Source organism: Terriglobia bacterium (assembly GCA_020072565.1).
Lineage (GTDB): Bacteria > Acidobacteriota > UBA6911 > UBA6911 > UBA6911 > JAFNAG01.
This window is the reverse complement of record JAIQGI010000006.1, coordinates 61,409-76,821: the sequence shown is the minus strand read 5'-3', so window position 1 is coordinate 76,821 and position 15,413 is coordinate 61,409. Positions and strand designations below refer to the sequence as shown.

The following is a 15,413-nucleotide window of genomic DNA, read 5'->3' as shown; positions in this document are numbered from 1 at the left end:
CCTCAATTCTTTTCTCCATACAGGAAGTCTTCATAGTTTTCGGCCACTGCGCTGCCGTCGCCCGATCCGATGCCGATGACGCGTCGGAACGGGTCCTGAGCCGTCAGGGTTGCCGACCCACCGAAGTAGGCGTCGATGCTGTCCCGGATCACCGCCGCCAGGGACCTTCCCTCACGTCTGGCCCGCGCTTTCAGCAGTTCGTATTGGCCCTGGTCCAAATAAACCTGTGTTCTGTGCACTTTCGCAACTCCACTGCCGATTTAATTATACAGCGCGATGTATAGATGTCAAGCTGCTCTTAACCGGCACCAAACGCCAGATGATGAAGATTCGGTGCGAATCCTGCAGACCTACGCCATGTCTCCTTACTGAAACCGGCTTCTGAACCCCGTTCCTCGTGTCTTCCGCGACACGCTGTGTCAAACGGTACACGCCCGACGATGTCCTATTGTTCTCTAACATCTTTATTATCAACTAATTAATGGTTGGCCTGCTGTTTGCACATGACCATGCTGAACAAGGAGGCGGTCATGAGGCAAGCAGCAGGAAGAACGGCAACAAGGGTAGCGGTTGCGCTGATGCTTCTCGCCGGGAAAGTCAGAACCGCGGAAAATCCGGCTTTGGCGGCAGGAAATCCTGCAACGGCGCCGGTACGCCGCATTGTCGTCAGTCTAACGGATCGAAAGCTGGCGGTACTCGAAAATGGCGCCGTTGTTAAGATCTATAACACCGCTGTCGGCGCCCCCAAGAGTCCGAGTCCTGCCGGCACATTCCAGATCGCGAACCGCATTGTGCTTCCCACCTACTACGCGCCCGGCAAGGTCATCCCGCCGGGTGCGGAAAACCCTCTGGGCACACGGTGGATCGGGCTCAGCCTCAAGGGCTTCGGCATCCATGGCACCAATCGTCCCAAGTCGATCGGCCGGGCGGAATCGCACGGTTGCATTCGGCTTCGCAACCACGATGTCGAGGAACTATTCGAGATTGTCAGGCCGGGCGATGTCGTGGAACTGCACGCAGAACGGAACGACGAACTGGAGCGCCTATTCGCAGCAGGCCGGAACACGCCTCCCGGGCGACCATCTCAAAACGTGGCGGCTCGTGAATCAACAGTTCGCTGATCTGGAAAGGAGTCGTGTCATGACACTCGTGCAATCGGCGGCGTTCATCCAGGTTTCCGCAGCGGTCTTGATCTCCATTCTGTTTGCGTTGCTCGTTTCGTGGCTGCTTCTGGCCGGACTGCTGCATTGGATGAAGAGATCAGCAAAGTAGGCTTCCGCCGCAGAGGCGCGGAAGGCGCAGAAAAATCAACGTTCACCTTTCAAGGAGAGGATCATGCTTTCGCTAAAGTACACACTACTCACACTGGCAATCGGCTTGTTTGTTTCGTCAGCTGCGGTGCTGCTGTATGACCTTTACAGGATCTACAGAGAGATGCGCACCAAGCCGGAAGCGGAGAAAATCACGCTGCCGTTCGGATTGCTGAACTGGCGCATGGCCGGACAGCTTGCAGGGCTTGCCTGCCTGATGCTGGCGGCGAGCCTGAGCATCGTAGTGGTGCCGACTGGTATGGCAGGCATCAGGATCAGCCAGTTCTCAGGCTCCAGGCCTGGGACCCTCTATCCGGGTACGCACCTGGTGCTTCCACTCATCCAGCACGTTGAGACCTATAATGTCCGCGACCGCTTGTTTACCACCAGCGCACCGGACCCGAAAAAAGAGGACGGCAGCCTCCGAGTTCAGAGCAGGGAAGGACTGAGCCTGGGACTGGTGATAGCCGTCCGCTACCGCCTTGACCCGAGGCGACTTGACTACATCCATGACAACCTGCCGCACCCGGTGGATTCAGAACTCATACCGCCGGTGGTAGCCAGCACCTTCCGCGAGGTCGTTCCCAACTACATGGTGCGCGAGGTTTTCTCGACCAGGCGAGCCGAGGTGCAACGCAGCTCGACCGAGGCGATCGTGCGCAGGCTGGCGGCGGACGGGATTCTGGTGAAGGAGGTCATGCTCCGCGACATCATCCTGCCGCCGGAATATGCGAGGGGGCTCGAAGGGCTGCTTCTCAAGGAGCAGGAAAACGAAAGAATGGGGATCGAGCTGGAGGTCAAGCAGAAGCAAGTGCACACAGCAGAGCTGGAAGCTGAGGCGGACAAGGCCCGCGAAGTAAAGCGCGCCGAGGCGCGCGCGCAGACGACTGTAATCGAGGCCAAGGCCCAGGCGGATGCCATGCAGCACACTCTCCCGCTCAAAGAGAAGCAGATACAGCAGACGCGCCTGGAAGCCGAGGCGCGCAAGGAAGCCACCGTGATGAATGCCGAGGCCGCGGCCCAGGCCAAAGTAATCGACAGCCGTGCGGAATTGGAGCGGCAGAGACTGCTGGCCGAGGCCGAGGAGCACCGGGTGCGGCTCATGGCGAGCGCCGACGCGGAACGCATGAAGTCTGAAGCCCAGGTCCTCAAAGACAACCCCCTTCTGATTCAGAAGATCATTGCTGAGAGGTTGTCCGACAAGGTGCAGATCATGATGGTACCTATGGACGGCAAGTTCTTCTTTGCCAATGATGTTCTGCGCACAAATCCGATGCCCCTTGGTGTCCCGGTTCAGAAGTAGCCGGTCCGCGAACGGAACCATGAAATACACGGCGTGGCTCACCCGCACCCAACAATTCTTAATGCAGAGTTCGCTGAGACCGCAGAACATCCGATGTTCTTGCCCACCGGGCAAGGACCTGATGGTCAGTAACATGAAACACACGAAAAAAACGAAACCGGCTTCGCGATTTTCGTGTGTTTCACGGTTTTTGAAGCGCTGACGCAATCTGCAGTACCGGTCTCTGCCGCTAAGTGTGAGGCCGACGGAAGGTGTGATATGATGCCGCGCTGTGAAGATTTCGACCCCTTTTCATTGCCGGTTTTTGGCGATGCCACTCCTGTTCTGGCTCATCCTCGCTCTCGCGCGCACAGGCACCTCCATGCTGCAGGAGCCATCCCAGGGTCCGGCGCGCGAACTGGCCGCCAAGATTCTTGAATTCACCGGCTCAGCGGAGAGCATCCATGTCGTGGTGCAGAACAAAGGGCGGGGCGGATCGGAAGCGGCGGCGGCATTTCAACGAGAACTGGAAAACGCGCTCAAGAGTCTCGGCATCCGGCTTGGGCCGGCATCGGAAGGAACGGCCGAGGTGGTTGTGACTATGTCGGAAAACTTCCAGGGTTCCGTATGGATCGCAGAAATCAGCAAAGGTGAGGGCCGCAATGTCGCGATGGTTTCCTCGGCACTGCCATCGCCCGCCGCGGAAAAGGATTCGCTCTCACCGGTACTGCAGGTTCGTCCTGTCTTCGAGCAGAAGCAGCCTATCCTCGACTTGATCCGCCGGGATAGCGAGCTGATCGTTCTTGATCCCTACAGCATTTCCACTTACCACTGGGGTGAGGGTTGGCAAATCCGCCGGTCTGCGCCATTGGTGCATCCCCGCCCCTGGCCGCGGGATCCAAGGGGGAGGTTGATCGTCGAAGGATCCACGATGCTGGCGTATCTCCCGGGAGTCGTTTGCAGGGGATCTACGGACCGGTCCAGCGTGGACTGCACGGACACTGACGCGGCATGGCCATTGGATCTGCCGGACTCCAAACTCGCGGAAGGGAGAAATTATTTCAGATCCGCGGGCCTGCCCCCATTCTTCTCGGCAGTGCGCGATGGTTCCCAGCCAGATCCGCGCTCATTGATTACGGCTTTGGATGGGAAAGCCTATCTTTACAGTCAGGCACGCGAGGTGCTGGCGATCTTTGATGGCTGGGGGAGCGATCTGGCAGTGTTTCGGCCAGGCTGCGGCGAGAGCACGCTTGTGCTGGCCGTTCTTCCCGGTGAAAACGACCAGCCGGATTCCATTCAGGTTTTCAAACTGGCCGATCGGCGGGCGGCACCTGCCGGCATGCCGGCGCAGCTGCCCGGTACTGTGACCGCACTGTGGCCTGCTGCCGGCGGCGCCGCGGCCGTGCTGGTCTGCCACAATTCGCAGGCAAAGCGGTATGAAGCCTTCCAAGTCTCTGTTTCTTGCGACCGCTAGCTTATTGGCGGCCGCGAGCACAATCCTGGCCGCCACGCGCCCACACTATGGCGGGGCGCTGAGGGTGGAGATGCGCGCGGCAATACGCGACCTGGATCCAGCCGCAGCCACAGTGGAATCCGAAAGCCGGGCCGCCAGGGCAAAGCTGCTGCCGCTGGTTTTTGAAACCCTGGTGCGTTTCGACGAAGAAGGCCGCCCGGAACCGCTGCTCGCAAGCTCCTGGCAGCCGGACAGCCGCTTGCAGCGCTGGGAATTCCGGCTACGCACGGGTGTGAGGTTCCAGGACGGAACCGCGCTGACGCCCGGCCTGGCGGTTGCTGCTCTCGGCGTTGCGAACCGGGGCTGGCAGGTGACTGAAGCAAGAGATGCCGTTGTCATCGAGTCGGAACACCCGATGCCCCAGCTTCCCTGGGATCTTGCCGACCCTTCCCTTGCCATCGTGCTCCGCGGCGCCGGCGGCGCCCCGGTTGGCACCGGTCCCTTCCGGATTGCAGAGTGGGAGGCGGGCCGTCGTGCGCGCTTTACGGCCAATGAAGAATACTGGGGGGGACGTCCTTTTCTGGACAGCGTCAATCTGGAAATGGGACGCAGCCCCCGCGACCAGCTTCTCGATCTGGAACTCGACAAGGCCGATTTCGTAGAACTTCCGCCGCAGGAGACACGGCGAACATCATCGCGGCCTGCGATGGTCTGGTCTTCGGCGCCGGTTGAACTCGTGGCGCTGGTGTTTGATCGCGGCCGCGCGAACTCCATTGATATCAAGACGCGCAAAGCGCTCGCACTCTCCATTGATCGATCCGCCATACACACGGTATTGCTGCAGAGACGAGGGGAACCGGCTGAAAGCCTCCTGCCGGCCTGGTTGAGCGGATATGCCTTCCTGTTCTCGGGGGGGCGCGCGCCCGGCCAGGCGCCGCATCCGGCCTCCTCCATAGCCGCCGGGGCAGCCGCGCTCGAGCTGTCTTTCGATGCCACGGACCCGCTGGCCAAAGTCATCGCCGAGAGGATTGCCGTCGATGCTCGTACGGCCGGCATTGTGATCCAGTTGGCGGGAAAAGGCGGCGCGACAAAACCGGGGACTGCGGATCTCCGCCTCGAACGCGCAAAGATCAGGCCGGCCACGGCGGCAACGGCTCTTTCGGAACTGATCGCCGCACTCGGGCTGAACGACTACCGGCTTGAACCGGCGCCGGCATCGCTCCAGGCCGTCTATGCTTCGGAACGGTCCGTGCTGGAGGACTATGTCGTGATACCGCTTCTGCATTTGCCGGAGACCTACGCCGTGAGCCAACGCGTTCGATCGTGGAACACGCCGGCCGTGCTCCGCACCGGAGAATGGCGATTCGAAGACGTGTGGCTGTTCCCGGAGAAACCATGAAGCTGCGCACGAGGTTGCTCATCCTGGTAGCCATCACCGTGGCCCTGACCGTTGCGCTGGTTACCTGGATCGTAGTGGCCTCAACCCGGCGCTCATTCGAGGAGCTCGACACCCAGCGCACTTCGGCACTCCTGGCCCAGTTGCGAACCGAGTTCAACCGCCGCGGCGAGGAGATCGTGCGGCGTGTGGAAGGCATCGCCGGGTCAGAGTCCTTGCTGCGGATTGCGATCGAACTGAGCCGGCCCAATGCCGATTACGCCCCCTGGGTGAACGAAGCCTCTGCATTCGCAGAAGCCCACGGGCTCGACTTCCTCGAGCTGATCGCTCATGACGGAACCATCGTTTCCTCTGCCCAATGGCCCGCACGGTTCGGCTACAAGGAAAGCTGGATTCTGCAAGAGGTGGATTGGCAGAAGGAGGGTCCGTTTCTGAGGAGCGAGGAACTGGCCACAGGGATGGCACTGGCGCTGGTCGCGATCCGCACCGTGCCGGCGGGAAACCAGTATCTGTACATCACTGGAGGCATGCGGCTCGATCAGAAATTCCTGGCATCCCTGGTACTGCCGGAAGGAATGCGCGTGTTGCTCTATCAGAATTTCGGTGACAGCTTCTCGCCGCAGAATGTCATCGACGCCACGGGGAAGCCGGTTCCGGGAGCGGAATTGAAGCCGCTGGTCACGCAGGTGATTCTGGCCGGCCGGGAAGCCTCCCAGACGATTGATTGGGCCGATGGCCCGGAAGCTCTCCACGGCATTCCCCTCATGGGCCGGGAAAACAAGCTTCTGGGTGTGCTGATGGTGGGCAGCTCCAAACGTGAACTGGCAAGGCTGACCGCAAGGATTCGGTGGGCCGGAGCCTTGCTCGGTGGGCTGGGCATTCTCATCGGTGTGATACTGAGTTATCCGGTCGCCGCGCGTTTTACGCGGCCGATCGAGCGTCTGGCGGAAGGTGCGCGCGCCGTTGCCGGAGGAAACTGGAACACCAGGGTCGATGTCGTCTCCACGGGCGAGGTCGGCCAACTGGAAGGCGCATTCAACTCCATGACACGACAGCTGATCGATCAGCGTGACCGTCTGCTCCAGGCCGAACGAGTCGCGGCCTGGCGCGAGCTCGCGCGGCGGCTGGCGCATGAATTAAAGAATCCACTCTTCCCCCTGCAGATCACGGTCGAAAACCTGCGGCGCGCCAGGAAGCAGGCGCCCGAGCAATACGACGAGGTGTTCGAGGAGAGCACTGCCACACTGCTCGCGGAATTGGAGAACCTGAAGGCGATCATCGGCCGCTTCAGCGGCTTTGCCAAGATGCCGCAGCCGCAAATCGAGCCCGTGCAATTAAACGAAATCCTGAGCCATGGTCTCAAGCTGGTTGAGGCTCAGCTCCATATGCCCGGGCGGCCGCCGATTGCCACGGAGCTCCAACTCAATCCGGACGTAGGAGTGGTTCAGGCTGATCCGGAGCTGTTAAACCGCGCGTTTCAGAATCTCTTTCTTAACGCCGTCGACGCCATGCCCGAAGGCGGCCGGCTGACTGTGCGCAGCTGGCGGCAGGACGGGGTGCACATCGAGGTCTCAGACACGGGCGCAGGATTGACCCGGGAGGAGTGTGAAAGGCTGTTTACTCCTTACTACACGACCAAGCAGCATGGCACCGGGCTTGGTCTGGCGATTGTGCAGTCTGTCGTCAGCGATCATACGGGCAAGATCGGGGTGGAGAGCAGCCCCGGGCAAGGCACGACTTTTCATATCGAGCTGCCCGGATAACCTTACCGCGAGGTAGAGCACCTATGAGTCATCTGCTGCTGGTGGATGATGATCCCAACACGCTGGCATCTCTGGCGCGCGCCTTCCGTCTTGCCGGATACGAAGCGACGGTGTGCGACAATGCGGCGCGTGCCATCCAGCTGATCCTCGACCACCGGTTCGATGTGATTCTCTCCGACGTGGTCATGCCCGGGATGGACGGCATCCGAATGCTGGAGGAACTGCGCTCGAGCGGCATCTCCACTCCGGTCATCATGATCTCCGGCCAGGCGAATGTTGAAATGGCTGTGCGCGCCACACGCCTGGGCGCCGTTGATTTCCTGGAAAAACCGCTCTCTACCGATAAGCTGCTGCTGACAGTCGGAAATGCGCTGCGGCTGGCGTCGCTGGAGGAGGAAAACCGCCAGCTGCGGCTCCGCGTCGGAAAACACGAAATGGTCTGGCGCAGCGAGGTCATGCACCGCCTGATGCAGCAGGTCGAGCGCGTCGCGGCGAGTGAGACGCGCGCCTGCATCCTGGGCGAGACCGGCACCGGGAAGGAACTGATTGCGCGCACCCTTCACGATAAGAGCACGCGCAAGGATGGCCCGTTCGTCTCCCTGAATTGCGCAGCCGTGCCCGGGGAGTTGATCGAGTCCGAGCTTTTCGGCCATGAGAAGGGAGCATTCACGGGCGCTTCTGCCAGGCACAACGGGAAGTTTGAGCAGGCCCACAAGGGGACGCTCTTCCTCGACGAGATCGGCGACATGCCCTCTGTCATGCAGGCAAAGCTCCTGCGGGTGCTGGAGGAAGGAGAGATGGAGCGTCTCGGCGGCGAGCGGCCCATCGCAGTGGATGCCCGTGTCATTGTGGCTACGCACCGGAATCTGGAAGAGCTCGTGCGCCAGGGGAGCTTTCGCCAGGACCTCTATCATCGGATCTTTGTCTTTCCCCTCATGATCCCGCCGTTGCGCGAGCGGCTCGAAGATATACCCGTGCTCGCCGACTACTTCGCCCGACTGATCGCGAATCAGAACGGCTGGAGGCCGAAGACCTTTACCCCGGAAGCCATCGAGGTTCTCGGACGGTACTCATGGCCGGGAAATGTGCGCGAGCTGCGTAACGTCGTGGAGAGGCTGCTGCTTCTGGCCGGAGCTCAAGTGGATGCTGAGTCCGTCGCCCTGGCGCTGCCGCACCCCGCCGGCGGTTCGGTGGCCGGCCGCGCCGGAATCGGCACGTTGAGTGAGCGTATGGAAGCGCTCGAGCGGGAGGTCCTGCTGTCCACCTTGCAGCATCATGGTTACCGGATGGCTGAAACGGCTCGTGCGCTGGGCCTCGAGCGCAGCCACTTGTACAAGAAATGTCAGCACCTGGGCATCGACCTCAAAGCCGCCCGCCGCCACTAGCCTGAACTACCCACCTGCACCCCTACTGCCCGGGATCGTCTGCGGACGGACCGTAGATCGAAGGCACCTTCCCTCCCATCGGGCGCAGATACGTGCTGAGTTGCCCGCGATGGTGGATGGCGTCGAACAGAAATCCCCACACCATCTGGGAGAGTGTGTCCTCCCAGGCGCCGCCGCCGCCCATCAGCAAGCGGACCTTCTTCTCCCACGCCGTCTCATCGAGACGCCCCAGCCGTTCGTTGACCTCGGCGGAGTCGCGCTCGAAATTCGCCAGGATCCTATCGATACGCGCTGGCGGGGCCGACTCCTTCCATTCGACGACACCGGCATCAAGAAGACTGATCAGGGCCGCTTCCTCAGTCGCCAGCAGCCAGGCCAGTTCAGCAGCCGTGCGCGACTTCGGATCGGGTCTGTATTCGAGTCGCCCCTGAGGGATTGCCTTGATCACACGGATGAACGCGGGCTGCTCGGCTTTGCGACGGGCAATGCAAAACTCGAGATTGGTCATCACGCCTCCTCTCGCTCAACTGGAACTCTGAACGTCTATTCGGTAGCAGTCCAATGGGGAGATCATAGGTGAAGGAAAAGCGGAAGTCAAACGTGCGCCTTGGGATGCGGGTCTGCCGCTCGGGCCCGGATAAGCGCTGGCGCCTGCGGCGCGACAAACCTCTGGACATCGAGGAATTGCCCTGCCCAGATCCGGGAGTCCAACTTGGAAGACATCCTTGCTTTTGAGTCAGTCGGGTCGGGAACCAGCCTGTTCGAGGGACTGCAGGAACGCGGACTGGATCTGCCGCTGCCTGAGAAACTGGATGAGCAGCAGAGTGCGGAAAAAGCGACGGAGGTGCTGCACGCATTGGCATGCCTGAGGGTGTACCTGATCGGTTTTGAGAACATGACCGCGCGCGAATTCTACTCAACGCTCTGGAACCAAAACACACAAGAGGGTTTCGTGTTTGGTGGTTTCGTCGCTTTGCGGCCGCGATCCTGCCGGCCTCTCACCTCTGGCGCTTGTCGAACTCCTCTTTAGTAAGGCGGGCGATGGGGGCAAGATTTGAGGCTTTGAGCTTCGCATTGAGCGGTTCAAGGTCCCGGGCGAGCAGGCGCTCCAGACCGGAGTTCACCTTCTCGGCTTCCTGTTCAAGGACGCCGGCGCGTTCGAGCTGGGACTGGCTGGGCCGCCCCCCGTAGCCGGAAACGTCGCCATACAGCTCGCCGGCCATCTCCCGCAGCCTGGCTTCGGGGAATGCGGCGCCCGGCGTGCCTTCCTGTTTTTGCGCGGCGATGGCGGCAATCTGCTTGTCGAGTTCGTCGGCGAAGGCATCGAGGCCTTTGGCCAGCCCTTCGTCAATGGTCTTGGTGCCGGTGACGGCCCGGACCTGTTTGGCGCGGTCGCGAGCCTGATCCCGTGCCTCGGCGATCGAGGCCGACACGAAAGCGATGCGCTCGATGAGCCGGTAGAGGCGCAGCACGGTCTGTTGCTGCAGCTTGCGGTCTTCCTCCGAATGAGGCGAAGCGGGATCGGCCACGAGCCTGATGGGCGCGGTGAAGGTTTCGCCGTCCATGATGAGTCTGGCGGTGTAATTCCCTTCCGGCGCGGAGGGGCCGAGCATCGAATTGCCTTCGAGGGTGGCCGCCGTGGCCACACGCGGCGGCTTCAGGCGCATGGGCCAGGCAACGCGGTTGATACCGCGGCGCGTGCCAGCCGCGAGCTTTGTTACCATGTTGCCCTGGCTGTCATAAATCTCGATATTGAACTCGCCGATCACGTGGCGTTCTTTGAGGTAGTAGGTAATCCAGGCGACTTCCTGCGGATTCTGGCCGACAAACTCGTCGTTGCCGCCGAAAGCCTGCACGCGCGAGACGAGGCGCACGGGCGACGGCTTGTTGTTGAGAATCGTGATCTTCGACTCAAGCACCTCCTGCGTGATCTGGCGGATAGGGGTAATGTCATCGACCACATAGATGCCGCGGCCATGAGTGGCGATGATGAGGGCATCATCGCGCCGGTGAATTGCAAGGTCGCGCACGGCCACATTGGGCAGGCCGCCGGTGAATTGCGCCCACTGTTTTCCGCCGTCGACGGTGAGGAAAAGCCCGAACTCGGTCCCGACAAACAGCACATCGGGCTTGACCGTGTCTTCCCGGACAACGTGGGCGTAGCCTTTGATGTCCCCGGTCATGATCGGAGTCCAGGTCGCTCCGAAGTCGGCCGTCCTGAAGACGTATGTCTTGCTGTCGCCGAGCATATGGCCGTCGAAAGAGACGTAGGCCGTGCCCGGTGCGTGCCGGCTGGCTTCGATGCTCGAGACCTGGGTGCATTGGGGAACACCCGGCACGTTGACCACGAGATTTTTCCAGGTCTTTCCGCCGTCGCGGGTGAGCTGGAGGTTGCCGTCGTCTGTGCCGGCCCAGATAATGTTCGGATCCCTGGGCGACTCGGCAATGGCGTAAATGGTGCAGTGGTTCTCGGCGGAGGAATTGTCGGCGGTCAGGCCGCCGGACTCCTGCTGCTTCTGTTTTTCAGGGTTGTTGGTGGTGAGATCGGGCGAGATCTTTTCCCAGCTTTCGCCCCGGTTTCGGGAGCGGAAAAGGAACTGGCCGCCCAGGTAGAGCGTGTCGGGATTGGCAGGACTCAGCGCGGCGGCGGCGTTCCAGTTGAATCTGAACTTCGGATCGCCCGCAGCCGGCTGGGGCATGATCGACTTGATCTCGCCGGTTTTCTTATGGAAGCGCAGGATGCGGCCGCCCTGGTATTGGGAGTAGAGAACGTTCTTGTCGGTGGGATGGGGGAAGACGTAGAAGCCGTCGCCGATGCCTACGGAACGCCAATCCTTGTTCTGCACACCGCCGGGCGCCTCGCTAGGACCCATCCAGCTGCCGTTATCCTGGAGGCCGCCGTAGACGTTGTAAGGAATCTCCATGTCATAGGAGACGTGGTAGAACTGTGAGACCGGGAGGTTCCTGAGGAAATTCCAGCTGGCGCCGGCATCTGAAGACTTATAGACGCCCCCGTCGGTGCCAAGGTAGAGGGTAGCCGGGTTGGCGGGATCAATCCACAGGGCGTGCAGGTCCGGGTGGTAAGAAACGGAGCCGAGACCTACGCCGCGCACAACGAAGCTCTTGCCGCCGTCGTCGGAGAAGCTCAGCATGAGGCCGGGCTTGTAGAGGCGCTTATAATCCTTCGGATCGGGGACAATCAAGCTGAAGTAAAAAGGACGGGCGGTGACGGCGGCGGCGGTGCTGACGGTGATCCAGGTGCGGCCCATATCATCGCTTCGGAGCAGGGCGGTCTTCTTGGCTTCCATCAGAGCCCAGACTGTGGAGGGGCGCGCCGGAGAGACGGCCACGGCGATGCGGCCGAGTTCCCCTTCAGGCATGCCGTCCTTGATGCGATCCCAGGTCTTGCCGGCATCGCTGCTGCGATAAAGACCGCTGCCGGGGCCGCCGGACTTGAAGAACCAGGGCCGGCGGCGGAACTGCCACATGCCGGCGTACAGGACCTGGGTTTCCTGCGGATCGATGGCGATGTCGGAGCATCCGGTGTCGGAATCTACGTAAAGAATGCGTTTCCAGGTTTTGCCGCTGTCGGTGGTCTTAAAGAGGCCGCGCTCTTCGTTCGCGTCCCAGAGATGGCCGAGGGCGGCGACATAGACGGTCTTGGAATCTTTGGGGTCGACGACAATGCGCGCGATACGTTCGGAATCGGGCAAACCCATGAACTGCCAGCTTTCACCGCCGTCAGTGGTCCTGTAGATGCCCGAGCCGATCGAGACGCTGTTGCGCACCCAGGATTCGCCGGTGCCGACCCAGACGGTCTCGGGGTTGGATGGGTCGACCGCGATAGCGCCGATGGATTGGTTGTACCTGTCGAAGACGGGTTTGAAAGTGATACCGCCGTTGGCGGATTTCCAGACGCCGCCTCCGGCTGCGCCGACGTAGACGACCCGGCCGTCGCGCGGGTTGCCGTCGATGGCGGCGATGCGGCCGCTCATTGCGGCGGGGCCGAGGGCGCGGGCTTCCAGAGCCCCAAAGGTGCTGGAGTCGATCTTGACCTGGGCGGGCAGGCTCAGCGCGGCGAGAGCCAGCAGGACCAGGCTCCCGGGGAACGCATGTCGGAAGTGCATGAAGACCTCACTTTTTCACTGGCATCTTGAAAATGCTGTCGTCCATGGGCGTGTCGATCTCGATCTTCTCGATGCTCATCTGCCCTAAGGAGCGGCCACCGGCCTGCTGAGCGATCGAGTGAGCGAACATGAATCTTCCGGATTCTGATTGAAAAATCAATCCCTCGGCGCATGGTACGCGACAGCGCTCCCATCGGTTGACATCGATATGCGGAAACCGCGAGCAAGCCATTTTGATAACCACACTTTAGGTCAAAATGCGCATCTTTGCCAAGGCGATCGCGGACTCAAGGCATGGTGCGCAGCGTTTTTAGCATGTCCCGGGAAATGGAATGTCCTGAAACTGCTCAAGATTGATCTGGCGCCACGAGGCAGGCAATGTGGGTCGGTTTCCGCGCAGTTGCTACTCAACGGAGGGAGGCCAGACACGAAGGCCTGCCCGACCCGCCGCGGCCCACACACCCCGATCAAATGTTGCCAGCGTTACGGGCTCAGTCAGAAAGTCCTGCCAGAGAAGCGCGCAGGCCAGGTGAACGTGCAGATGCTTCAATGGGGCCGCGATCAATTGATCGCGGAAACCAGGATATGGGGCTTGCTCTCCTCGGAAATGGCCGGGCTTCAATGGGGCCGCGATCAATTGATCGCGGAAACTTGCCATGCGCCGTCGCGTACTCAATCTCGCTGCGGGTCGCTTCAATGAGGCCGCGATCAATTGATCGCGGAAACGCGGGAGTTGACGGATCGCATGATCGCGGAAACGAGCATCCGATCCTGGCGGCCGAAGCGGAGCATGAGGTGCTTCAATGGGGCCGCGATCAATTGATCGCGGAAACTGGAGCGTTACGGTGAGGACTACGCCACGACTAAGGTGCTTCAATGGGGCCGCGATCAATTGATCGCGGAAACAAGTGTAATAGAACCAAGCGATTTCATTCTACGCAGCTTCAATGGGGCCGCGATCAATTGATCGCGGAAACATCCGATTTGAGGACTATACCGCCAGTGACCGCAAGACGCTTCAATGGGGCCGCGATCAATTGATCGCGGAAACATCCGATTTGAGGACTATACCGCCAGTGACCGCAAGACGCTTCAATGGGGCCGCGATCAATTGATCGCGGAAACGCGCAATTAAAAAAGGAAGGAGCAGGAAGTGGCTAAGAGCTTCAATGGGGCCGCGATCAATTGATCGCGGAAACCACCGGGCGCCGGCGCGGGAAATACCGCGGTTCAGGCTTCAATGGGGCCGCGATCAATTGATCGCGGAAACTTGCCCAGAAAGTGACGGAATCGTGAACATCAGCGAGGCTTCAATGGGGCCGCGATCAATTGATCGCGGAAACGTCCCGGCGCGAAGTGCGGGTACGGCGGACTTACTTGCTTCAATGGGGCCGCGATCAATTGATCGCGGAAACACGCTCCAGATCCCCGATCTTGTGTGGCGGCACGCGGCTTCAATGGGGCCGCGATCAATTGATCGCGGAAACTGTCGACGCCGGTGACATGGGCGGCGCCACCTTGGGCGCTTCAATGGGGCCGCGATCAATTGATCGCGGAAACTCTGGAATGCATCTTCATGACGTTTACTCCTTATTTGGCTTCAATGGGGCCGCGATCAATTGATCGCGGAAACCCGCCGCACGCGCACGCGCAAGCCGAAGAAGACGGCGCTTCAATGGGGCCGCGATCAATTGATCGCGGAAACTCCGCAAACTCCACAGAAAAGAGTTAAACGAAAAGGGGCTTCAATGGGGCCGCGATCAATTGATCGCGGAAACCAGTTAAGCCCGGGAAAGTGCAGTTGTCCGAGTTTGCTTCAATGGGGCCGCGATCAATTGATCGCGGAAACACGATCAAAGCTGCCGGAGAAACCCTTTCAGAGACGACGCTTCAATGGGGCCGCGATCAATTGATCGCGGAAACAATGAGATTCCCTGAGTTTGCCGCGACTTATCTCAAGCTTCAATGGGGCCGCGATCAATTGATCGCGGAAACGAGGAAGGTTCGGATTACGCCCCATTCAAGTACACCGCTTCAATGGGGCCGCGATCAATTGATCGCGGAAACTAGGACAGGATGCAAGGGTCGTGCGCGTGAGCGATGCTTCAATGGGGCCGCGATCAATTGATCGCGGAAACCGGCATCGGCGTTGATTGAGGGGTCCAACGCTCTAATGCTTCAATGGGGCCGCGATCAATTGATCGCGGAAACTCGCCTTCTTCAAGGCGGAACTCTATGCGGATCTGAGCTTCAATGGGGCCGCGATCAATTGATCGCGGAAACTCGGCCGTCCGGATCCCGACATTGACGTTGCGCGCGAGCTTCAATGGGGCCGCGATCAATTGATCGCGGAAACCGGGCATCATGGCGCGTGAGACGGAAGGCGGCACGAGGCTTCAATGGGGCCGCGATCAATTGATCGCGGAAACCGCATTCTTACCCGGCCCAACCTTCGGCACATCACAGCTTCAATGGGGCCGCGATCAATTGATCGCGGAAACTACCATTGACGCCAAGAATTGCAGACTTCAGGACTTCGGCTTCAATGGGGCCGCGATCAATTGATCGCGGAAACCGGCAACAATGCCGTGTGCTCAACCTTTCGGTGCTGATGCTTCAATGGGGCCGCGATCAATTGATCGCGGAAACGCGCTTGCGACCGATAAACGTATGCTCCAAACCCTGAGCTTCAATGGG

General features: G+C 60.5%; 10 protein-coding genes and 1 CRISPR repeat array (1 of these 11 cut by a window edge). Of the genes, 7 read left to right on the top strand and 3 right to left on the bottom strand.

Annotated elements, in window-relative coordinates; all coding sequences use genetic code 11:
- Positions 1 to 2: 2 nt before the first annotated feature.
- Positions 3 to 239: a ribbon-helix-helix domain-containing protein gene (locus tag LAP85_05130; protein MBZ5495764.1), complete on the bottom strand. Its 237-nt coding sequence runs from the start codon at positions 237 to 239 to the stop codon at positions 3 to 5.
- Between the two features lie 339 nt (positions 240 to 578).
- On the opposite strand from LAP85_05130, the gene LAP85_05125 reads away from it, so the two are divergent.
- From LAP85_05125 to LAP85_05100, 6 genes are all read left to right on the top strand, one after another.
- The gene (locus LAP85_05125; GenBank protein MBZ5495763.1) at positions 579 to 1,121 is read left to right on the top strand and encodes a L,D-transpeptidase; all 543 of its coding nucleotides are present in this window, start codon (positions 579 to 581) and stop codon (positions 1,119 to 1,121) included.
- Between the two features lie 214 nt (positions 1,122 to 1,335).
- Positions 1,336 to 2,613, top strand: a complete 1,278-nt coding sequence (locus LAP85_05120; GenBank protein MBZ5495762.1) for a hypothetical protein — start codon at positions 1,336 to 1,338, stop codon at positions 2,611 to 2,613.
- 271 nt (positions 2,614 to 2,884) lie between these two features.
- Entirely contained in the window at positions 2,885 to 4,066 is a 1,182-nt protein-coding gene (locus LAP85_05115) for a hypothetical protein (protein ID MBZ5495761.1), read from the top strand.
- Positions 4,029 to 5,444, top strand: a complete 1,416-nt coding sequence (locus tag LAP85_05110; protein ID MBZ5495760.1) for a hypothetical protein — start codon at positions 4,029 to 4,031, stop codon at positions 5,442 to 5,444. Before LAP85_05115 ends, LAP85_05110 begins: the two co-directional genes overlap by 38 nt.
- Positions 5,441 to 7,204: a HAMP domain-containing protein gene (locus LAP85_05105; GenBank protein MBZ5495759.1), complete on the top strand. Its 1,764-nt coding sequence runs from the start codon at positions 5,441 to 5,443 to the stop codon at positions 7,202 to 7,204. Before LAP85_05110 ends, LAP85_05105 begins: the two co-directional genes overlap by 4 nt.
- A 23-nt stretch (positions 7,205 to 7,227) precedes the next feature.
- Positions 7,228 to 8,589, top strand: a complete 1,362-nt coding sequence (locus tag LAP85_05100; protein ID MBZ5495758.1) for a sigma-54 dependent transcriptional regulator — start codon at positions 7,228 to 7,230, stop codon at positions 8,587 to 8,589.
- Between the two features lie 22 nt (positions 8,590 to 8,611).
- Here the strand turns inward: LAP85_05100 and LAP85_05095 are convergent, their stop codons facing one another.
- Positions 8,612 to 9,097 carry a DinB family protein gene (locus LAP85_05095; GenBank protein ID MBZ5495757.1) on the bottom strand — a complete coding sequence of 162 codons (486 nt, stop codon included), beginning with the start codon at positions 9,095 to 9,097 and terminating at the stop codon, positions 8,612 to 8,614.
- Between the two features lie 204 nt (positions 9,098 to 9,301).
- Here LAP85_05095 and LAP85_05090 point away from each other — a divergent pair, with 204 nt between their 5' ends.
- Positions 9,302 to 9,619 carry a hypothetical protein gene (locus LAP85_05090; GenBank protein MBZ5495756.1) on the top strand — a complete coding sequence of 106 codons (318 nt, stop codon included), beginning with the start codon at positions 9,302 to 9,304 and terminating at the stop codon, positions 9,617 to 9,619.
- Here LAP85_05090 and LAP85_05085 read toward each other — a convergent pair.
- The gene (locus LAP85_05085; GenBank protein MBZ5495755.1) at positions 9,588 to 12,716 is read right to left on the bottom strand and encodes a glycosyl hydrolase; all 3,129 of its coding nucleotides are present in this window, start codon (positions 12,714 to 12,716) and stop codon (positions 9,588 to 9,590) included. The genes LAP85_05090 and LAP85_05085 overlap by 32 nt on opposite strands.
- Positions 12,717 to 13,259: 543 nt before the next feature.
- A CRISPR array of direct repeats spans positions 13,260 to 15,413; the repeat unit is 36 nt; unit sequence GCTTCAATGGGGCCGCGATCAATTGATCGCGGAAAC; it runs 6,208 nt beyond the window's last position.

Excerpts from the sequence above, each read along its gene's own strand:
- LAP85_05105 (MBZ5495759.1), top strand. The coding sequence starts at position 5,441 with ATGAAGCTGCGCACGAGGTTGCTCATCCTGGTAGCCATCACCGTGGCC.
- LAP85_05100 (MBZ5495758.1), top strand. The coding sequence starts at position 7,228 with ATGAGTCATCTGCTGCTGGTGGATGATGATCCCAACACGCTGGCATCT.
- LAP85_05120 (MBZ5495762.1), top strand. The coding sequence starts at position 1,336 with ATGCTTTCGCTAAAGTACACACTACTCACACTGGCAATCGGCTTGTTT.
- LAP85_05095 (MBZ5495757.1), bottom strand. The coding sequence starts at position 9,097 with ATGACCAATCTCGAGTTTTGCATTGCCCGTCGCAAAGCCGAGCAGCCC.
- LAP85_05125 (MBZ5495763.1), top strand. The coding sequence starts at position 579 with ATGCTTCTCGCCGGGAAAGTCAGAACCGCGGAAAATCCGGCTTTGGCG.
- LAP85_05110 (MBZ5495760.1), top strand. The coding sequence starts at position 4,029 with ATGAAGCCTTCCAAGTCTCTGTTTCTTGCGACCGCTAGCTTATTGGCG.
- LAP85_05085 (MBZ5495755.1), bottom strand. The coding sequence starts at position 12,716 with ATGCACTTCCGACATGCGTTCCCCGGGAGCCTGGTCCTGCTGGCTCTC.